This window comes from Klebsiella sp. WP3-W18-ESBL-02 (assembly GCF_014168815.1).
GTDB lineage: Bacteria > Pseudomonadota > Gammaproteobacteria > Enterobacterales > Enterobacteriaceae > Kluyvera > Kluyvera ascorbata_B.
In genome coordinates this window covers 2,356,298-2,374,503 of the sequence record NZ_AP021972.1, presented here as the reverse complement: position 1 = coordinate 2,374,503, position 18,206 = coordinate 2,356,298, and the positions used below count along the sequence as shown (strand labels likewise).

Sequence of the window (18,206 nt, the reverse complement as noted above, 5' to 3'; positions counted from 1 at the left end):
CTACTCAGACGACAAAAAAGAAGGGGGGCGTAGTTTCCCACGCCCCCCTGTTTCTAAAGATTACTTCCAGCAGATCAAACAGTAATTTTTCTTACCGCGGCGTAACAACGTGTAGCGCCCGAACAGAATATCGCTGTCTTTGAAGAAGTATTCCGGGTCAGCCTGTTTTTCACCGTTGATGGTGACCGCGTTTGACGCGATGGTTTTGCGCGCCTGCCCACGAGACGGCTGCAGTTCGGAATCGACCAGCGCCTGCATCAGGTCTGCGCCTTTATCCATCTCAACCATCGGCACGCCGTCCTGAGCCAACTGCTCAAAGTCAGCTTCGCTCAGCGCGCTCAGGGAGCCGCTGAACAGGCTGTCGGTGATGCGCTTCGCCGCCACCAGCCCTTCTTCGCCGTGCACCAGACGGGTGACCTGTTCGGCCAGTACGTACTGCGCGCGCGGTGCTTTGCCGCTGTTTTTGTCTTCTTCTTCCAGCGCATTGATCTCTTCAATGTCCATGAAGGTGAAGAACTTCAGGAAGCGGTATACGTCGGCATCCGCGGTGTTAATCCAGAACTGGTAGAATTTGTACGGGCTAGTTTTCTTCGGATCCAGCCATACCGCGCCACCTTCAGTTTTACCAAATTTGGTGCCGTCCGCTTTGGTAATCAGCGGAACGGTCAGACCGAACACCTGGTTCTGGTGCAGGCGACGAGTCAGGTCGATACCGGAGGTGATGTTACCCCACTGGTCAGAGCCGCCGATCTGCAGCGCAACGCCGTGCAGTTTGTTCAGGCAGGCAAAGTCATAGCCCTGCAGCAGGTTGTAGGAGAACTCGGTAAAGGAAATCCCCTGATCGTCACGGTTCAGACGCTGTTTCACCGCTTCTTTGTTAATCATCTGGTTAACAGAGAAGTGTTTGCCGATATCGCGCAGGAAGGTCAGCACGTTCATGCTGCCGAACCAGTCGTAGTTGTTCGCTGCAATGGCGGAGTTATCGCCGCAGTCAAAGTCCAGGAACGGCGCAACCTGCTTACGGATTTTGGCCACCCAATCCTGAACGGTATCTTCGGTGTTCAGCTTACGTTCAGCGGCTTTAAAGCTCGGGTCGCCAATCAGACCGGTCGCGCCGCCAACCAACGCCACAGGCTTATGGCCTGCCTGCTGGAAGCGTTTCAGGCATAACAATGGAACAAGATGCCCCAAATGCAAGCTGTCAGCGGTAGGATCGAAGCCGCAATAGAGCGCGATCGGGCCTTGCGCCAGTCGCTCTGCTAACGCTACCTCGTCCGTTACCTGGGCAACTAGCCCCCGCTCTTGCAGTTGTTTAATCAAGTTACTGCTTGCCATCAAATTCTCCATCTCTTTACGACTGCACCTTTGCCGGTACACGACTTTTCGCCAGACGCGAAAGCTCTATAGAATAAAGCGCTGACGCCCTCAGCGCTAGCGCTTAAAACAACAAATTTCGGGGATTACGGCGCCAGCCGGTCGATTTTCCAGGCACCGTCTTCGCGCTGGTATAAAAAACGATCGTGCAGACGATGTTCACCGCCCTGCCAGAACTCCATCTGTTCAACAGAGACGCGGAAACCACCCCAGAAACTCGGCAGCGGTACTTCACCCTGCTGGAATTTCTGCTTCAGCTCCATAAATTTGCTTTCGAGAATACCGCGCGCGGAGATGCGGCTGGACTGTTTTGACACCCAGGCACCTATCTGGCTATCGCGCGGTCGGCTATGGAAATATTTGACCACTTCCAGCGTCGATAAACGCTCGGCCTTGCCAATAACCATCACCTGACGATCCAGCATATGCCACGGGAACAGCAAGCTTATGCGCGGATTTTGCTCGAGTTGATGCGCTTTGCGGCTGCCCAGGTTGGTGTAAAAGACCAGCCCTTTCTCGTCATAATGCTTCAGTAGAACAATACGCTGGTACGGCTGGCCGTTTTCATCGACCGTTGCCACTACCATCGCCGTCGGATCGGCCAGTTTTGCTTCACAGGCCTGAGAAAGCCAGCGTTCAAAAAGCGGGAGCGGTTCAGCGGGAAGGTCGTGGCGACGCAGGCCGCCACGGGTGTACTCTCGGCGCAGATGCGCAATTTGCTGCAGATCGTCGTTGTCAGACATGGCGTTGAAACCCGTAATCATTCGGTGGCGTTATTGTGCGCCGCCCGCCTGAAAATCTCAACGCTTAGGATTTTGTAACTGACAGTTATTCAACACGATACGGTCACGTTTGTAGACGGTCGCCTCATTGCCTTTCGACCAGAAAACGTAGATTCCGTCGGTATAACGCGCTCCGGAAGCGGAAACGCCCTGCGCAAGGGTCTGCTGTTGATTATCATAGATAAAGCTCACCTGCTGGCGCGAGTTGTTGAGATGCACCGTCAGCGGTTTTTCATCACACTGATACTCCAGCGTGTCGGTTTGCATCCGCTCCATAAACTGGTTATAGGCGCTACAGCCTGCGAGCATAAAAGGGAGAGCAACGATAAGAAGTTTTTTCATTTTTCCGGGCCTTTCGACATTCCTGGTCAAGGAGTGATTTTCACACTCCCGTTTTGCTTAAGTCTACCGGCCCAGTGTAAAAGATGATGTCAGTTAACTCTTATTATTCTGTGGGTTCGCGGGGAAAATGGCCCCCAGCACGCTTGCCTGTGACGCGCCGGTCACCGACGGCAGGTTGCCCGGTAACCCGGCAACGGTACGCCACGCCAGCCATGCAAAGGCCAACGCTTCCATATCATCACCGCTGATGCCGTATTCGTCGGTGGTCGCCACCTCGGTTCCGGCAAGCAGCCCGGCAAGGCGCGCCATAACCAGCGGGTTGCGGCTGCCCCCGCCGCACACCAGCAGACGCTCGCATCCACCGCTCAGCAGCACCTGCTCGCTGATGGTCACCGCCGTCAGCTCGGTCAGGGTCGCCTGGACGTCCTGGGCGCGCAGCCCCGGATAGCGTGCGAGGAACTGTGCCAGCCAGCCGTAGTTGAAGTACTCACGGCCGGTGCTTTTCGGCGCGGGTGCGGCGAAATAAGGATCGCTCAGCATATCCTGCAACAGCGGCAGAATAACCCGACCTTCATTCGCCCATTCGGCGTCTTTATCATACGGTTTGCCCAGGCTGCGCCAGATCCAGACATCCATCAGCATATTGCCTGGACCGGTATCATAGCCACGTACCGGTTGGCCGGGTATCAGCAGCGAAAGATTAGCAATGCCGCCAATATTCAGGATCATGCGGCGCTCGCTGGGGTCTGCCAGCAACGCCTGGTGAAAGGCCGGAACCAGCGGCGCGCCCTGCCCGCCAAGGGCCATATCGCGACGGCGGAAATCCCCCACCACGCTCACGCCGGTGCGGGCGGCAATAATATTGTTGTCGCCAATCTGTAGGGTATGGGGCGCATCGCCGGTCGGTTCATGCCAGACGGTTTGCCCGTGGCAGCCGATGGCCACAATATCCTGGGCGGCCAGTTTTTCCTGAGCCATCAGCGCCAGAATGGCGTCTGCAAACAGATGCCCCAGTCGGTTATCCAACTGGCCCAGTTGAGAGAGCGTGAGCGGCTGCCCCTGGCAAACGGCCAGTACTGCTTCTTTCAGTGCGATGGGGATGGGCCAGGAAAGGCTCGCCAGCTGCGCCACGCTATGTTGATCAATAACCGCCAGCACCACATCCACGCCATCAAGGCTGGTTCCTGACATCACGCCAATATATCGCCCGGATTTCATACGCCGTCCTTAGTCAGCTCTGTAAAGTTAACACTCCAGCATAAAGCCGTACGTAATGCTATTAACCAATAATATTTTTTAACAATATACGTCCGCCCCACCGCTGTTTTTAGCGCTGCGCCACAGTTTTTCTTGCGTTTAGCGTTGGTTAAGTCAGGATGGCTTATTATCGTGAATAATGAATGCGGAAGATATGACCGCTCCGATCAAATGCCATATAATTGTTTAGTACGGATGCTCAAGAGAGCAATTCTTAGTGAACTGGAGATTCATAAATGATGTTACGCGTATTGGCTGTTTCAATGATTGGTTTATCCCTGGCCGGATGTGCCAACAACAGCGGTTTGTCAGGCGATGTTTACTCAGCATCCGAAGCAAAACAGGTTCAGAACGTGACCTACGGTACCATTGTACACGTGCGTCCGGTTCAGATTCAGGGTGGCGATGATAGCAACGTCATCGGCGCTATCGGCGGTGCAGTACTGGGTGGTTTCCTGGGCAACACCGTCGGCGGCGGTACCGGTCGTTCGCTGGCTACCGCAGCGGGTGCCGTTGCCGGCGGCGTAGCGGGCCAGAGCGTCCAGGGCGCGATGAACAAAACCCAGGGCGTCGAGCTGGAAATTCGTAAAGATGACGGCAACACCATCATGGTGGTGCAGAAACAGGGCGACACCCGTTTCTCAGCCGGTCAGCGCGTCGTGATGGCCAGCAACGGCCGCCAGGTAACCGTTTCTCCGCGTTAATGTTCTTCGGGTGCGTGCCTATCGCGCGCACCTGCTTTCATAACACTTACCGCTTACTTCCCTTCTATTAATTCATACTACAAATATATAAAGTCTATTCAGGCAATCTATTATTTGCGCACGGACAATATTTCTTTACGGCCAATCCATTAAAATTGAGTCCAATCCGGGCAGGACGCCCGAAGGTTTGCAGCGCTTAGCGTATACAGGACTCATCTATGCTTTTAAAATTCCCACTGCAACGCTTCTTGATTTATATCACGATATGCCTGATTGGTATTCTGTTACTCAATCATTTTTCTACTATTTTTATTCGCCACGTTCCCTCGATTGCGCCTATTCTTTTTCCCACGCTGACGATGTTTCTGATGGTCTTCCACACGATGATCGCGGTATTCATGGTGATGAAGTACCTGTGCGACAGGCAGCGTCTTTATTTGATGGCGATTGCCTGTGCCTTTGCCAGCTCAGCCATATTGATGATGGGGACGCTGAACAGCTACCCGATGTGGTTCTTGTGCGGTGCCGCAAGCGAGGTGAACTATAACGATACGCTCATATTTTATTTTTTCCGTAATATTATTATGACCGTATTGTTTATTGCTTCGGTGGGCCTATACGCCATCAAATCACGCGATATGCACAGTACCAGAAATCATATTTTTATATTATGCGGCATCTTCGGTTTCGCCATTATTATGCTGATATTATCGTGGCTGTATTCCAGCCATAATCCAGCGTTAAGCGTACATCTGGTCGATAATGCCACATATCAATATAGCGAAACGTGGAACGATATTATGAACTGGGCATTGGTCATAATATGGTTGGTCACGCTATTTACGCTGATATTTATCACTCGCCTGAACAATATATTCTGGTATAGCGGTGCTTTCTTCTGCGCCTGCTATATCTTCACCCTACTGGTGCTGATGTCCGGTCAGGACACCGCCAGCTACAGCTGGTATCAGGCACGACTGTTTGAAACTATTTCAACAATGTTCCTGATCTTCGTTCTGTTTTGCGATGTGTTCACGCTGTACCGCCAGTCAAACACGAAATACCTGAACTCGTACCAAAACTCCATCCGCGATCCATTAACGCGGCTGTACAATCGCAGCTATTTCTACGACTCTTTTACCGCGCTACAGGCTTCTATCGCCAGCGGAAACCCGGTATCGGTTATTGTGAGCGATCTGGACCACTTCAAGCGCATTAACGACAAATATGGTCACCTGCAGGGCGATAAGGTGATTCAGTTCGTCGCGAAAGTGCTGCAGGACTCGGTACGCCAGAATGATATCGCCGCGCGCATCGGCGGTGAAGAGTTTGCGCTGCTGTTAGCCAACACCGATGCAGAAGAAGCCCACGCTATCGCGGAACGTATTCGTCTGGCCATCGGCCAGCATGATTCCAATAGCAGCCAGGACAAGTTGCCTGAGCCAATTACCATCAGTATCGGCGTCTTTACCGTGACCGATTTGTCGGTACCGGTTGAAGAGTGCGTGCGTCGCGCTGATGAGGCGATGTACCGCGCGAAGGGAACGGGACGAAACCGCGTTGTGGTGTGGGAATGAGAGTATCCCCCTTCACCAGGCGTGTGCGAGGGGGATAATAAAAAACCCGCGATATTCGCGGGTTTTTAGTGTCAATCGCGTGATTGCAGCTCGATGATGTTCTGCTCAAGCTTACGAATAAGCGTCGTCAGGATCTCCAGCTCATCGGCTGAGATACCTGCCAGAATATCACCGCGCGTATGGCTGATGACCGCTTCCATTTCCTGAATCAGCGGTTCCGCCTTCTCAGTTAACTTAATACGTTTAGCACGACGGTCGCTGGCACAGGTCTGGCGGGAGATCAGTCCCTTCTCTTCCAGCTGATCCAGTGTTCGTACCAATGACGGCTGCTCAATGCCGATCGCTTTAGCCAGTTGGATTTGCGACTGTTCGGGCGGAAGCTGATGAATGTTATGCAGCGTGACCCAATGTGTCTGCGTAAGTTCCAGAGGTTTGAGGCGATGGTCAATCAGAGCACGCCAAATGCGCACCAACCGTGCCAGATCAGAACCTAATGGCGATTCCAATTTCATCTCCTTATAATTAGCTTGCTAAGTTATTATACTGATTTTAGAATAGTGTGCAGTATTTAAATTAGCAAAACAAATGAATTGCCACGTGCACGTAAACCAGATCCATGCTTTACACTGTTTCAAATCATGTGATTTTATGTCAAAACACGACACACTATCGAGTTATAACTCTTCAATTGCAAAGGATTTCTGCTTGTGAAGTCGATTCTCCACATCCCGGGACTGCCTCTACAAGACCTTGTCGTCGGTGCTTCGATCTATTTTCCTCCCGTATTTAAGGCAGTTCTGCTCGGCTTCCTGTTCTGGCTGGTTCTCCATCGTCTGCTGCGTGACTGGATGTACGCTGGTGATATCTGGCACCCGCTATTAATGGATCTCTCTTTCTTTGCGCTTTCGGTATGCCTCGCGCTGCTGCTCCTTGTCTGGTGGTGATGTCATTCAATGAAAAAATTAAAATACTTCTCAACGCTGCTGATCGCCGCCGTTGCTATCGTCGCCGTCTGGCTGGTCTGGAACTATTACATGCAGTCACCGTGGACGCGTGACGGTAAAATTCGCGCCGAACAGGTCGACATCACCCCGCAGGTATCCGGTAGCATTCAGCACCTCAACGTGAAGGATAATCAGTTTGTGAAGGCCGGTGACGTTCTGTTCGAAATAGACCCAACGCCGTGGAAAATCACCGTCATGAACGCCGAAGCCAAATGGGCCAAGGCGCAGTCCGACCTACTGCGCGCAAGCCATGAAGTGGAACGTCGACGGGGGCTGTCGCAAAATGTTATCTCCGCTGAAGACCTTGATACCGTCAACATCGCGCTGAAAGTCGCGCGGGCCAATGCAGACGCCGCTAAAGCCGAACTGGACCATGCCCGCTGGCAGCTGGCGCAAACCGAAGTCAAAGCGCCGGTCGACGGCTGGGTCACCAACCTTACGACCCGAGCAGGCAACTATGCCGCGGTCGGCCAGCCGGTTTTCGCCCTTATCGACAGCCACTCATTTTATGTTGTCGGCTATTTTGAAGAGACCAAGCTGCGGCATATCCGCGAAGGCGACCGCGCAGATATCGTACTCTATAGCGATAATAAAAAGTTACAGAGTCACGTTTCCAGCATCGGTCGCGCTATCCACGATCAGAGCCTGGCCACGGATGGAACGCTGGTTGCAGACATCAAGCCAACCATCCCCTGGGTGCGCCTGGCCCAGCGCGTCCCGGTTCGCATTGCGCTTGATCCACAGCCTGCGGATACCATCCTGATCGCGGGCACCACGTGCACGGTGTCAATTACAGGCCGTCAGCAATGACCCAGCCCACGCTGACGTGGAGCGCATTGCCCTGGTTTAAAGCCACCGTTCCTCAGTGGCGCTACGCACTGCGCAACGCGATCGCCATGTGTCTGGCGCTGACCTTCGCCTACTGGCTGAATCTTGACGAACCGTATTGGGCCATGACCTCCGCTGCGGTGGTCAGCTTCCCCACCGTCGGCGGCGTCATCAGCAAAAGCCTGGGCCGCATCGCGGGCAGCCTGCTGGGCGCCAGCGCCGCGCTGCTTATCGCCGGGCACACGCTGACCGACCCGTGGCTCTTTTTGTTCGCGATGTCTGGCTGGCTGGGTTTTTGCACCTGGGCCTGCGCGATGTACAGCAATAATGTCGCCTACGCCTTCCAACTGGCGGGCTACACCTGCGCCATCATTGCTTTCCCGATCATTAACGTGGTCGACGCGACTAAACTGTGGGAGATAGCCCAGGCACGCGTTTGTGAAGTGATCGTCGGTATTCTGTGCGGCGGGCTGATGATGATGATTTTGCCCAGCACCTCCGACGGCAGCGCGCTGCTTACCGCGCTGAAAAATATGCACGCGCGTCTGCTTGAGCATGCCAGTATGCTGTGGCAGCCGGTGACCACCGACGCTATCCGCAGCGCCCACCAGAGCGTCATCAGTCAGATCCTGACCATGAATCTGCTGCGCATTCAGGCCTTCTGGAGCCACTATCGTCTGCGTCGGCAAAATGCGCTGCTCAACTATCTGCTGCACCAGCAGCTGCGCCTCACCAGCGTTATCTCCAGCCTGCGGCGGCTAATGCTCAACTGGCCCAATCTGCCAAATCATGTTCGCCCGGTGCTGGAAACCTTGCTCCAGGCGCTGGCGTCTCCGGGCTGTGACGCCTACACCGTCGCGCGTATTATCGCCCCTCTGGCCCCCGTCGATCCGCAGGATTATCGCCACCATGCCTTCTGGGATCGCCTGCGCTATTTTTGTCGTCTGTACCTTAAAACCAGTCGCTGGCTTCAGCGGCTGGAGAACGCAACGGCGGTCACAGAGTTTTCCGTCCCGGCTGCGCCCGCGCTGATGCGCCATACCGATCACGCCGAGGCGGCCTGGAGCGGTATCCGGACCTTTTTCGCCCTGGTCAGCGTGGGAGCATTAAGCATCAGCACCCAGTGGGAGTCCGGCGCGGCGGCGCTGACGCTGGCAGCCATTTGCTGCGTGCTTTATTCCAATGTCCCCTCGCCGTTCAGCTCTCTCACGCTGCTGATGCGCACGCTGATTCTGCTGTCATTCTTTAGCTTCGGCGTTAAGTTTGGCCTGATGGTGCAAATTAACGATCTGTGGCAGTTCATGCTGTTCTTATTTCCACTGCTACTGACCATGCAGCTGTTAAAGCTACAAATGCCGAAACAGGCACGGCTGTGGGGATCGCTGATCGTCTTTATGGGTTCGTTTATCGCCGTGACTAACCCACCGGTGTATAACTTCGCCGATTTTCTCAACGATAATCTGGCCAAGATTATCGGCGTCGGGCTGGCGTGGCTGGCATTTGCGGTACTGACGCCCGGCTCGGACGCGCGCAAAAGTCGTCGCCATATTCGCGCGTTACGCCGTCACTTTGTCGATCAGCTCAGTCGTCACCCGTCAAACCGCGAACATGAGTTTGAATCTCTGGTTTATCATCATGTTAGCCAGCTCAGCGCGAGCCAGGATGACGCCGCGCGCCGCTGGCTGCTGCGCTGGGGCGTGGTGCTGCTGAACTGTTCGCACGTGGTGTGGCAACTGCGAAGCTGGGAGGCGCGCTCGGACCCGCTGTCGCAGGTGCGCGATATGTGTATTAGCCTGCTGCGGGATGTGATGAGCGAACGCGGGGTGCAGCAACGACCGCTAGCCGCAACCCTTGAAGAACTGCAGCGAATTTGCGCCGCCCTGGCCCATCATCACCAGCCTGCTGCTCGTGAACTGGCGTCCATCGTCTGGCGGCTGTACTGCTCGCTATCGCAGCTTGAGGCGGCACCGGCACCCGATACGCTGACCGAGCAAACGGCGTAAAAACGACAGCAGGCGGCAGCGCCTGCTGTTTAGACATTACGGCACGTCGTAGCCCAATGCGGCTTTACGAATGCGGAACCACTGCTGGCGAGACATATCGAGAGACTGCGCGACAATTGCCGAACGCACGCGCTCAATTTTCCCGGAACCGATAATCGGCAGCGGCTGCGACGGCAGGCGCATGACCCACGCGTAGACCACCTGTTCAATGCTCCCGGCATTCAGCTCATTCGCCACCTTTGCCAGCTCATCGCGCAGTGGCTGGAACGCGTCGTCGTTAAACAGGCGACCGCCGCCGAGGCATGACCAGGCCATCGGACGAATACGCAGTTGCTGAAGCTGATCCAGCGTGCCATCCAGCAGCGTCGGCTGATGAACAGGCGAAATTTCAACCTGGTTCGTCGCCAGCGTGAACGGCAGACGCGACTGCAGCAGCGCAAACTGCGCTGGCGTAAAGTTTGACACCCCAAAATGACGCACTTTGCCGCTCTGATGCAGCGCCGTAAACGCCTCGGCCACTTCGTCCGCATCCATCAGCGGGTCCGGACGGTGGATAAGCAACAGGTCAATAACGTCGGTCGCCAGATGACGCAGTGACTGTTCAGCGCTGTGCACAATGTGCTGGCGATCGGTAATGTAATGCCCGATTGCATGTTCCGGTTTCGCCGTGGTGGCAATGCCGCATTTGGTGACAATTTCCATCCGTTCACGCAGGTGCGGTGCCAGCTTCAGGGCTTCACCGAACGCCGCTTCACACTGGTAGCCGCCGTAGATATCGGCGTGGTCAACGGTCGTCACGCCAAGATCCAGATGCGCTTCCATAAAGCTGGCAAGCTCACGCGCGGACATATTCCAGTCCATCAGACGCCAGTAGCCCATGACGAAGCGTGAAAATTCCGGCCCCTGCGGCGCCAAAGTAATACGTTGAACCATAACCACTTCCTCAACAAAAAAGTTGGATTGAGTATACGCACTTTTGCGCTTAAAACAGTGAGGGCTGCTGAGGATCTTCCGTTGGATTCGCTTTCGCTGCGCGCAATTTGCGCAGTAGCCGCTGGCGACATAGCCGCAGCACTTCCTGTTTTTGCGCATCGCTCATCGTCTGCCAGTTAAAACGCTCGTCGCGACTACGAAAACAGCCGCGACAAAAGCCGCGTTCGTCCGACTGACAAATTCCCCGGCACGGACTTTGAACCGGGAAAAACTCCAGTTGCTCTGCCACGTTAGCCTCCCCATTACCTCGTCATTCCTTCATTGAAGACGTTTACTTCCCAGTACGCAACTTTTATCCCCTTTCGTGCTCATCTGGCGAGATGGGGCAAAAAAAATTTGCATTAGACCAATCGGTCTATTACAGTGCCTGCTATGAGCAAATCCATTGAACATGATACCCGTGAACATATCCTGGCAACCGGCGAGCGTCTTTGCATGCACCGCGGTTTCACCGGGATGGGCCTGAGCGAACTCCTGAAGACGGCGGAAGTGCCGAAGGGATCGTTCTATCACTATTTTCGTTCAAAAGAAGCCTTTGGCGTGGCCATGCTGGAGCGGCATTTTGCTGATTATCACCAGCGCCTGACGCAGCATTTCACGCAAGGGGCCGGTAACTACCGTGACCGCTTGCTGAACTACTACCAGCACACGCTTGAACAGTTTTGCCAGCAAGGTTTGATTAGCGGTTGTCTGACCGTCAAGCTGTCTGCTGAGGTGTGCGATCTTTCTGAAGATATGCGTACCGCCATGAATAAAGGTGCTAGCCAGATTATGGTTCTGCTCGCGCAAGCGCTGGAAAACGGCCGCCGTGAAGGCTGCCTGACGTTCAGCGGTGAAGCCGCCATGACAGCCCAGGTGCTCTATTCACTGTGGCTGGGGGCGAACCTGCAGGCAAAAATTTCGCGCAGTTCTGCACCGCTGGAAAGCGCGCTGACGCACGTCAGAAATCTGATTGCTGCGCCGGAATAATCCCGGCGTTTTTATTTCGTAAATTGCTAGACGACCGGTCTACTTAGGAGTCACCATGTCACAAGAAAAACTGTTTACCCCACTGAAAGTGGGTGCGGTTACCGTCCCAAACCGCGTGTTTATGGCCCCGCTGACGCGCCTGCGTAGCATCGTGCCAGGCGACATTCCCACTCCGCTGATGGCCGAGTACTATCGCCAACGCGCCAGCGCAGGCTTGATTATCTCTGAAGCCACTCAGGTTTCCGCCCAGGCCAAAGGCTACCAGGGCGCGCCGGGTCTGCACAGCCCAGAGCAGATTGCCGCGTGGCAGAAAATTACCGCCGGCGTGCACGCTGAAAACGGCCGTATCGCCGTACAGCTGTGGCACACCGGGCGTATTTCACACAACAGCCTGCAGCCAAACGGTGAAGCGCCTGTTGCCCCTTCCGCGCTGAGCGCCGGTACCCGCACTTCGCTGCGTGATGAAAATGGTCACGCGATTCGCGTCGATACCTCTATGCCACGCGCGCTGGAAACCGCTGAAATTCCGGGGATCGTGAACGATTTCCGCCAGGCAATTGCCAACGCTCGTGAAGCCGGATTCGACCTGGTTGAGCTGCATTCTGCTCATGGCTACCTGCTGCACCAGTTCCTTTCTCCGTCTTCTAACCACCGTACCGATCAGTATGGCGGCAGCGTTGAAAACCGCGCGCGTCTGGTGCTGGAAGTGGTGGATGCCGGGATTAAAGAATGGGGTGCCGACCGCATCGGTATTCGCGTGTCGCCGATTGGTAGCTTCCAGAACGTCGACAACGGTCCGAACGAAGAAGCCGATGCGCTGTATCTGATAGAAGAACTGGGTAAACGCGGTATTGCCTATCTGCATATGTCCGAACCTGACTGGGCGGGTGGCGAGCCGTATAGCGATGCCTTCCGTGAGAAAGTACGCGCACGTTTCCATGGCCCCATCATTGGTGCGGGTGCCTATACGCCAGAAAAAGCCGAGGAGCTGATTGAAAAAGGGCTGATTGACGCCGTTGCTTTTGGCCGCGCTTATATTGCCAACCCGGATCTGGTCGCTCGCCTGCAGCACAAAGCCGAGCTGAACCCACAACGCCCGGAAAGCTTCTACGGCGGCGACGCGGAAGGCTACACCGATTACCCAACCCTGTGATCCTGCATTGATAGCGGCGGCCTTCCGCCGCTATACTAGTCAGATTATTCATAAGTAAGGACGAGGGATATCATGCGTTTACTGCATACCATGCTGCGCGTCGGCGACCTGCAACGCTCCATTGATTTTTACACCAAGGTGCTGGGCATGAAGCTGCTGCGCACCAGCGAAAACACCGAGTACAAATACTCGCTGGCCTTTGTGGGCTACGGTGACGAACGTGATGAAGCGGTGATCGAGCTGACCTATAACTGGGGCGTAGACAAATACGACCTGGGCAACGCATACGGTCATATCGCGCTGAGCGTTGATAACGCTGCCGAAGCCTGCGACCGTATTCGTCAGAACGGCGGCAACGTCACTCGTGAAGCCGGCCCGGTAAAAGGCGGCACCACGGTGATTGCGTTTGTTGAAGATCCGGACGGTTACAAAATCGAACTGATCGAAGAAAAAGATGCCGGCAAAGGTCTCGGCAACTGATTTTCTGCGGGTGCTTTTAGCACCCGTTTTTTCCCCCTGCCTTTCCAAGCCGCGGCAAAATTTGCCATAATGCGCGCTACTTTTTCTGAGTTAAGAGATTCTGATGTCCGACAATGCGCAACTTAATGGTCTATGCGACCGTTTTCGTGGGTTTTATCCCGTGGTGATTGATGTTGAAACCGCCGGATTCAATGCCAAAACGGATGCCCTGCTCGAAATAGCGGCAATTACGTTGAAAATGGATGAGCAAGGCTGGCTGATGCCGGACAACACGTTACATTTCCACGTTGAACCGTTTGAGGGAGCGAACCTCGAGCCGGAGGCGCTGGCGTTTAACGGGATCGATCCGAATAACCCGCTGCGTGGCGCGGTCAGCGAATACGATGCGTTGCACGCCATCTTCAAAATGGTACGCAAGGGTATTAAAGATAGCGACTGTAACCGCGCGATTATGGTGGCCCACAACGCGACGTTCGATCATAGCTTTATGATGGCTGCCGCCGAGCGTGCATCGCTGAAACGCAACCCTTTCCATCCATTCGTGACCTTCGACACCGCCGCGCTGAGCGGGCTGGCGTTGGGACAGACGGTTTTATCGAAAGCCTGCGCTGCGGCAGGTATGAATTTCGACAGCAGCCAGGCCCACTCTGCCCTGTACGATACCGAGCAGACCGCCATTCTGTTCTGCGAGATCGTCAACCGCTGGAAACGTCTGGGCGGCTGGCCGCTGCCCGTCGTTGCGGAATAACGCAAAAAAAAGCGACCTGACGGTCGCTTTTTTATTTCTGCATAGCACTCCCCGATGCCGCGCAACGCGCCATCGGGATTGAAGATTTATTCCGCTTTTGGCTCTTCCGCTTTATACTTCGCCGCGGTTTCTTTGATCAGCGGCTGCAGTTCGCCACGCTGATACATTTCAATGATGATATCGCAGCCGCCAACCAGCTCGCCGTCAACCCACAGCTGCGGGAAGGTCGGCCAGTTTGCATATTTTGGCAGTTCGGCACGGATGTCCGGATTCTGCAGGATATCAACATAAGCAAAGCGTTCGCCGCAGGCAGACAGCGCCTGAACGGCCTGCGCAGAGAAACCGCAGCTTGGCAGCTTCGGGGAGCCTTTCATGTACAGCAGGATCGGGTTCTCAGCGATCTGGCGCTGAATTTTTTCAATTGTTTCGCTCATTGTCTTGCTTCCTCAAACTTCTTTTTACGGCAGTAGTCCACCATTGTAACGTTTTGCGGCCTGAACAGAAAATAACATTTTATTCACGCCTTATTATTTTATCCTCTGCGCATTGAAGTTGCCTTATAAATATGTGTTTATCGGCAGCTGGATGAAAAACCTGCTCATTTTTTAGCTCAAGCTGTATCAAATGATGTTTTTTTTTGCACTTGCTAACGAAACAGCGTTTTGGGATGAAAAACACTATTAACATTTCGTGTTTTTATGGATTAGAATCGTTGGGTTTTGTAAACCATACCCAGGCAAGGATATTTAGCCTGCATACTCAGAGGGTTGTTCAGTGGCGCAGATAAAAAAATGGTCGATCACGCTCTGTGCATTGTTGTTTACATCGTTATCGTTCACGCCGTTGGCGCATGCAACAGGGCATGCCAAAACACCGACGGCGCAAAAATCACTTCCCGTTAAGGGCAGTGAACGCAAGAAAAAGAATACGGTCAGCAAATCAACCAGCAAGAAAAAAACCAGCACCGTCGCGAAGAACAAAACCGCACCCGCGGTCAGCAAAGCGAAAAAGGCCGCTACCCCTTCACGTAAAACGGTCGCCAGCAAAACCCGCAAAGCCAGCGCGGTAAAAACCGCCAGCGTCGTGACAACCTGCAAGGCGACCCGCAAAGGGCATAAAAAAACCTGTACCACCAGCAAAGTAGAAAGTCAGCCCACCACCATCGCCCAGGCGCATAAAGTTCGCGTGCAGAAAGCGCAAAAAACCGCCATGAACAAACTGATGGGCCAGTTGGGTAAACCCTACCGCTGGGGCGGCAACTCGCCGCGTACCGGTTTCGATTGCAGCGGTCTGGTTTACTATGCTTATAAAGATCTGGTGAATATCCGTATTCCACGTACCGCTAACGAAATGTACCACCTGCGCGATGCCCGCCCGGTTGACCGCAGCGAGCTGGAAAGCGGTGATTTAGTCTTCTTCCGGACCCAGGGTCGCGGCACTGCCGATCACGTCGGCGTGTATGTTGGTAACGGTAAATTTATCCAGTCGCCTCGCACCGGTCAGGACATCCGCATTACCTCGCTGAGCGAAGACTACTGGGTACGCCACTATGTCGGCGCCCGTCGCGTGGTAACCCCGAAGACGATTCGTTAATTACTTACCCCGTTTGTTAATAAACGGGGTAAGCTTATCTTTTATCTCACCTTTTAATTTGCTACTCTATCCCCACTCAATACAAGGTTATTGAGAGTAAAAATAATAAAAGGAGAGTAGCAATGTCGTTCGAATTACCTGCATTACCGTATGCCAAAGACGCCCTGGTTCCGCATATTTCTGTGGAAACGCTTGAGTATCATTATGGTAAACACCACCAGACTTACGTCACCAACCTGAACAACCTGATCAAAGGCACCGCCTTTGAGGGTAAAACGCTCGAAGAGATCGTACGCACCTCTGAAGGCGGCGTGTTCAATAACGCGGCTCAGGTCTGGAACCACACCTTCTACTGGAACTGCCTGGCGCCGAACGCCGGTGGCGAACCGACCGGTGCCGTTGCAGAAGCGATTAACAAATCCTTCGGCAGCTTCGCCGACTTCAAAGCCCAGTTTACCGATGCCGCAGTGAAAAACTTCGGCGCAGGCTGGACCTGGCTTGTGAAGAAAGCTGACGGTTCTCTGGCCATCGTATCCACGTCTAACGCCGGCACCCCGCTGACCACCGACGCGAAGCCGCTGTTGACCGTCGACGTGTGGGAACATGCTTACTATATTGACTACCGCAACGCCCGCCCTAACTACCTGGAGCACTTCTGGGCTCTGGTGAACTGGGCGTTCGTGGCTGAAAATCTGGCTGCGTAAGCACAAAAAACCCGGCGTTGCCATGCTTCGCCGGGTGATATGCCATCGCGCAGAAGGCTTGCCTTCTGCGTTTTTTTTACTCGCTGACCAGCGCCTGCGCACCACGGCGACGGCCGCTGAAGAACACGACCGCCAGCGCCAGCGCAGCAACGATCGCCCCCATCACCGGTACAAAGCTGTAGCCCAGCCCGCCCGATATAACCGCACCGCCGGCCACGGCCCCCAGCGCATTACCGAGGTTAAACGCGCCAATATTCACCGACGACGAAAGCCCCGGCGCTTCGTGTGCTACCCGCATCACGCGCATCTGTAGCGGCGGCACCACGGCAAACGTTGCCGCGCCCCACACCACCATGCTAAACGCCGCCCCCACCTGGCTCTGCGCCAGCCAGGGAATGGCCAGCATAATGGCCATCAGCAGCAGCAAGAAACCTTTGAGCGTACCGCTAACCGAGCGGTCAGCAAATTTGCCGCCAAGGAAGTTGCCAATAGAGAAGCCAACGCCAATCAATACCAGCATCAACGTAATAAATCCCGGCGTGGCGTGCGTCAGGGTCCGCAATACCGGCGAAATGTAGGTATAAAGCGTAAACATCGCACCAGCGCCGAGCACGGTGGTCAGTAAGGCAGAAAGTACCTGTGGGCGCACCAGTACCGCCAGCTCACGCTTAACGTCCGGTTTTTCCCCTGCCCCACCCTTCGGCAGCGACAGCCACAGCCCCGCCATGGCGACAATCCCAAGGCCAGCGGTCGCCAGGAACGACATGCGCCAGCCAATGGTTTCACCCAGCCAGGTCGCCGCCGGAACGCCGCCGATATTGGCAATTGTCAGGCCCATAAACATGGTCGCTACCGCGCTCGCCTGCTTATGCTTCGGCACAACGCTCGCGGCAACCACCGACCCCAGACCAAAGAACGCGCCGTGGTTGAGGCTGGTAATAATGCGCGACAGCATCAGCGTGGTGTAGTCAGGCGAGATAGCCGACAGCACGTTACCAAGGGTAAAAATCGCCATCAGGAAAATCAGCGCATTGCGCCGCGCGCGATGAGACAACAGCAGCGTCATCAGCGGGGCCCCGACCATCACGCCCACGGCGTAGGCGCTGATCAACATTCCAGCGGCGGGAATAGAGACGTCAACGCCCTTCGCAATGACCGGCAGCAGCCCCATGGGCGAAAATTCGGTGGTCCCTATGCCAAAGGCGCCAATCGCCAGGGCAAGCAGGGGATAATTGACTTTCATGCAAAAACTCCGGTTGGCCGCGCACAGCTGGCGGCATGACAACATAGGGCAAAAGCATGACATCAATCACAGAAAATCAGAAGTGTACAAAACAGCAAAAGATTATTGCTAATTTGATAACAATTGACGGGAGGGAGCGAACTCCCTCACCGGAGGAATTAATGCAATACGGCGGTCAGTGCAGCGGCAACAATGAGCGCAAGCGTAATAATGGTAGTGGTGAGCGACAGCTTAAGTTCGGTACTCATCAATTTTTCTCCTTTTTATTGCCACAGTGAAACTGAGCTTACTCATTTTTGCACAGATAATCGTAAAAATCTTCACAGATTTAGCAGGATGTTGTTTTTTGCTCTTCCACTTTGCGTCGGGATACGTCAAAATTCGACGCTTATTTATAAGCGTACCGGCCATTGACCCCCTCCTGTCGTCCTGTATCGTTTTCCCGGCGAATC

21 protein-coding genes are annotated in these 18,206 nt (G+C 54.5%); 11 read left to right on the top strand and 10 right to left on the bottom strand.

All coding sequences use genetic code 11. The features are described 5' to 3' along the window. Nucleotides 1–60: 60 nt before the first annotated feature. The 4 genes from tyrS to anmK form a co-directional block, all read right to left on the bottom strand. A complete protein-coding gene (gene tyrS / locus H7R56_RS11240) occupies nucleotides 61–1,335 on the bottom strand; it encodes a tyrosine--tRNA ligase (RefSeq protein WP_106926798.1) in 1,275 nt (424 codons plus the stop codon). 125 nt (nucleotides 1,336–1,460) lie between these two features. Continuing rightward, a complete protein-coding gene (pdxH, locus tag H7R56_RS11235) occupies nucleotides 1,461–2,117 on the bottom strand; it encodes a pyridoxamine 5'-phosphate oxidase (protein WP_106927049.1) in 657 nt (218 codons plus the stop codon). Between the two features lie 57 nt (nucleotides 2,118–2,174). Then, nucleotides 2,175–2,498, bottom strand: a complete 324-nt coding sequence (gene mliC / locus H7R56_RS11230) for a C-type lysozyme inhibitor (protein WP_106926796.1) — start codon at nucleotides 2,496–2,498, stop codon at nucleotides 2,175–2,177. Between the two features lie 93 nt (nucleotides 2,499–2,591). Beyond that, nucleotides 2,592–3,716, bottom strand: a complete 1,125-nt coding sequence (gene anmK, locus H7R56_RS11225) for an anhydro-N-acetylmuramic acid kinase (RefSeq protein ID WP_106926794.1) — start codon at nucleotides 3,714–3,716, stop codon at nucleotides 2,592–2,594. Between the two features lie 275 nt (nucleotides 3,717–3,991). On the opposite strand from anmK, the gene slyB reads away from it, so the two are divergent. Continuing rightward, nucleotides 3,992–4,459 (top strand): outer membrane lipoprotein SlyB, encoded by a 468-nt coding sequence (slyB, locus tag H7R56_RS11220; protein WP_106926792.1) that lies wholly within the window; start codon nucleotides 3,992–3,994, stop codon nucleotides 4,457–4,459. Nucleotides 4,460–4,677: 218 nt separating this feature from the next. Beyond that, nucleotides 4,678–6,036: a sensor domain-containing diguanylate cyclase gene (locus H7R56_RS11215; RefSeq protein WP_106926790.1), complete on the top strand. Its 1,359-nt coding sequence runs from the start codon at nucleotides 4,678–4,680 to the stop codon at nucleotides 6,034–6,036. A gap of 71 nt (nucleotides 6,037–6,107) precedes the next feature. Here the strand turns inward: H7R56_RS11215 and slyA are convergent, their stop codons facing one another. Continuing rightward, the gene (gene slyA, locus H7R56_RS11210; protein ID WP_106926788.1) at nucleotides 6,108–6,548 is read right to left on the bottom strand and encodes a transcriptional regulator SlyA; all 441 of its coding nucleotides are present in this window, start codon (nucleotides 6,546–6,548) and stop codon (nucleotides 6,108–6,110) included. Nucleotides 6,549–6,743: 195 nt separating this feature from the next. Here slyA and H7R56_RS11205 point away from each other — a divergent pair, with 195 nt between their 5' ends. Genes H7R56_RS11205 through H7R56_RS11195 form a run of 3 tightly spaced genes read left to right on the top strand, consistent with a single transcriptional unit; the run spans nucleotide 6,744 to nucleotide 9,871 of the window. Beyond that, a complete protein-coding gene (locus H7R56_RS11205; RefSeq protein WP_106926786.1) occupies nucleotides 6,744–6,980 on the top strand; it encodes a DUF1656 domain-containing protein in 237 nt (78 codons plus the stop codon). Between the two features lie 9 nt (nucleotides 6,981–6,989). Further along, on the top strand, nucleotides 6,990–7,850 hold the full coding sequence (locus tag H7R56_RS11200; RefSeq protein ID WP_182928661.1) for an efflux RND transporter periplasmic adaptor subunit: 861 nt from the start codon (nucleotides 6,990–6,992) through the stop codon (nucleotides 7,848–7,850). Next, complete coding sequence (locus H7R56_RS11195) at nucleotides 7,847–9,871, top strand: FUSC family protein (RefSeq protein WP_106926782.1); 2,025 nt, start codon at nucleotides 7,847–7,849, stop codon at nucleotides 9,869–9,871. The genes H7R56_RS11200 and H7R56_RS11195 overlap by 4 nt, the downstream gene beginning before the upstream one ends. 36 nt (nucleotides 9,872–9,907) lie before the next feature. On the opposite strand, the gene H7R56_RS11190 is transcribed toward H7R56_RS11195, so the two are convergent. After that, nucleotides 9,908–10,804 carry an aldo/keto reductase gene (locus tag H7R56_RS11190; RefSeq protein ID WP_106926780.1) on the bottom strand — a complete coding sequence of 299 codons (897 nt, stop codon included), beginning with the start codon at nucleotides 10,802–10,804 and terminating at the stop codon, nucleotides 9,908–9,910. 49 nt (nucleotides 10,805–10,853) lie between these two features. Beyond that, a complete protein-coding gene (locus H7R56_RS11185) occupies nucleotides 10,854–11,093 on the bottom strand; it encodes a DUF1289 domain-containing protein (protein ID WP_106926778.1) in 240 nt (79 codons plus the stop codon). Nucleotides 11,094–11,236: 143 nt separating this feature from the next. Here H7R56_RS11185 and H7R56_RS11180 point away from each other — a divergent pair, with 143 nt between their 5' ends. The 4 genes from H7R56_RS11180 (at nucleotide 11,237) to rnt (ending at nucleotide 14,214) form a co-directional block, all read left to right on the top strand. Continuing rightward, entirely contained in the window at nucleotides 11,237–11,833 is a 597-nt protein-coding gene (locus H7R56_RS11180) for a TetR/AcrR family transcriptional regulator (RefSeq protein WP_106926776.1), read from the top strand. Between the two features lie 55 nt (nucleotides 11,834–11,888). Then, on the top strand, nucleotides 11,889–12,986 hold the full coding sequence (locus H7R56_RS11175) for an alkene reductase (protein ID WP_106926774.1): 1,098 nt from the start codon (nucleotides 11,889–11,891) through the stop codon (nucleotides 12,984–12,986). A 72-nt stretch (nucleotides 12,987–13,058) separates the two neighbouring features. After that, on the top strand, nucleotides 13,059–13,466 hold the full coding sequence (gloA, locus tag H7R56_RS11170; RefSeq protein ID WP_106926772.1) for a lactoylglutathione lyase: 408 nt from the start codon (nucleotides 13,059–13,061) through the stop codon (nucleotides 13,464–13,466). A gap of 103 nt (nucleotides 13,467–13,569) precedes the next feature. After that, nucleotides 13,570–14,214 (top strand): ribonuclease T, encoded by a 645-nt coding sequence (rnt, locus tag H7R56_RS11165; protein WP_106926770.1) that lies wholly within the window; start codon nucleotides 13,570–13,572, stop codon nucleotides 14,212–14,214. A gap of 86 nt (nucleotides 14,215–14,300) precedes the next feature. On the opposite strand, the gene grxD is transcribed toward rnt, so the two are convergent. Continuing rightward, nucleotides 14,301–14,648 carry a monothiol glutaredoxin 4 gene (gene grxD / locus H7R56_RS11160; protein WP_106926768.1) on the bottom strand — a complete coding sequence of 116 codons (348 nt, stop codon included), beginning with the start codon at nucleotides 14,646–14,648 and terminating at the stop codon, nucleotides 14,301–14,303. 340 nt (nucleotides 14,649–14,988) lie between these two features. Here grxD and H7R56_RS11155 point away from each other — a divergent pair, with 340 nt between their 5' ends. Together H7R56_RS11155 and sodB are read left to right on the top strand one after the other, a co-directional pair. Next, nucleotides 14,989–15,807, top strand: coding sequence for a C40 family peptidase (locus H7R56_RS11155; RefSeq protein ID WP_106926766.1), 819 nt, complete (start codon nucleotides 14,989–14,991; stop codon nucleotides 15,805–15,807). A gap of 122 nt (nucleotides 15,808–15,929) precedes the next feature. Further along, the gene (sodB, locus tag H7R56_RS11150) at nucleotides 15,930–16,511 is read left to right on the top strand and encodes a superoxide dismutase [Fe] (RefSeq protein ID WP_106926764.1); all 582 of its coding nucleotides are present in this window, start codon (nucleotides 15,930–15,932) and stop codon (nucleotides 16,509–16,511) included. 76 nt (nucleotides 16,512–16,587) lie between these two features. Here sodB and H7R56_RS11145 read toward each other — a convergent pair whose 3' ends face one another. Both H7R56_RS11145 and H7R56_RS11140 read right to left on the bottom strand, forming a co-directional pair. Then, a complete protein-coding gene (locus tag H7R56_RS11145) occupies nucleotides 16,588–17,754 on the bottom strand; it encodes an MFS transporter (protein ID WP_106926762.1) in 1,167 nt (388 codons plus the stop codon). Between the two features lie 158 nt (nucleotides 17,755–17,912). After that, nucleotides 17,913–18,002 carry a cytochrome bd-I oxidase subunit CydH gene (locus H7R56_RS11140; protein ID WP_106926760.1) on the bottom strand — a complete coding sequence of 30 codons (90 nt, stop codon included), beginning with the start codon at nucleotides 18,000–18,002 and terminating at the stop codon, nucleotides 17,913–17,915. Nucleotides 18,003–18,206 lie beyond the last annotated feature (204 nt).

Excerpts from the sequence above, each read along its gene's own strand:
- tyrS (WP_106926798.1), bottom strand. The coding sequence starts at position 1,335 with ATGGCAAGCAGTAACTTGATTAAACAACTGCAAGAGCGGGGGCTAGTT.
- mliC (WP_106926796.1), bottom strand. The coding sequence starts at position 2,498 with ATGAAAAAACTTCTTATCGTTGCTCTCCCTTTTATGCTCGCAGGCTGT.
- pdxH (WP_106927049.1), bottom strand. The coding sequence starts at position 2,117 with ATGTCTGACAACGACGATCTGCAGCAAATTGCGCATCTGCGCCGAGAG.
- anmK (WP_106926794.1), bottom strand. The coding sequence starts at position 3,716 with ATGAAATCCGGGCGATATATTGGCGTGATGTCAGGAACCAGCCTTGAT.
- slyB (WP_106926792.1), top strand. The coding sequence starts at position 3,992 with ATGATGTTACGCGTATTGGCTGTTTCAATGATTGGTTTATCCCTGGCC.
- H7R56_RS11140 (WP_106926760.1), bottom strand. The coding sequence starts at position 18,002 with ATGAGTACCGAACTTAAGCTGTCGCTCACCACTACCATTATTACGCTT.
- H7R56_RS11190 (WP_106926780.1), bottom strand. The coding sequence starts at position 10,804 with ATGGTTCAACGTATTACTTTGGCGCCGCAGGGGCCGGAATTTTCACGC.
- rnt (WP_106926770.1), top strand. The coding sequence starts at position 13,570 with ATGTCCGACAATGCGCAACTTAATGGTCTATGCGACCGTTTTCGTGGG.
- H7R56_RS11215 (WP_106926790.1), top strand. The coding sequence starts at position 4,678 with ATGCTTTTAAAATTCCCACTGCAACGCTTCTTGATTTATATCACGATA.
- H7R56_RS11195 (WP_106926782.1), top strand. The coding sequence starts at position 7,847 with ATGACCCAGCCCACGCTGACGTGGAGCGCATTGCCCTGGTTTAAAGCC.
- grxD (WP_106926768.1), bottom strand. The coding sequence starts at position 14,648 with ATGAGCGAAACAATTGAAAAAATTCAGCGCCAGATCGCTGAGAACCCG.
- H7R56_RS11180 (WP_106926776.1), top strand. The coding sequence starts at position 11,237 with ATGAGCAAATCCATTGAACATGATACCCGTGAACATATCCTGGCAACC.
- slyA (WP_106926788.1), bottom strand. The coding sequence starts at position 6,548 with ATGAAATTGGAATCGCCATTAGGTTCTGATCTGGCACGGTTGGTGCGC.
- H7R56_RS11175 (WP_106926774.1), top strand. The coding sequence starts at position 11,889 with ATGTCACAAGAAAAACTGTTTACCCCACTGAAAGTGGGTGCGGTTACC.
- sodB (WP_106926764.1), top strand. The coding sequence starts at position 15,930 with ATGTCGTTCGAATTACCTGCATTACCGTATGCCAAAGACGCCCTGGTT.
- gloA (WP_106926772.1), top strand. The coding sequence starts at position 13,059 with ATGCGTTTACTGCATACCATGCTGCGCGTCGGCGACCTGCAACGCTCC.
- H7R56_RS11145 (WP_106926762.1), bottom strand. The coding sequence starts at position 17,754 with ATGAAAGTCAATTATCCCCTGCTTGCCCTGGCGATTGGCGCCTTTGGC.
- H7R56_RS11200 (WP_182928661.1), top strand. The coding sequence starts at position 6,990 with ATGAAAAAATTAAAATACTTCTCAACGCTGCTGATCGCCGCCGTTGCT.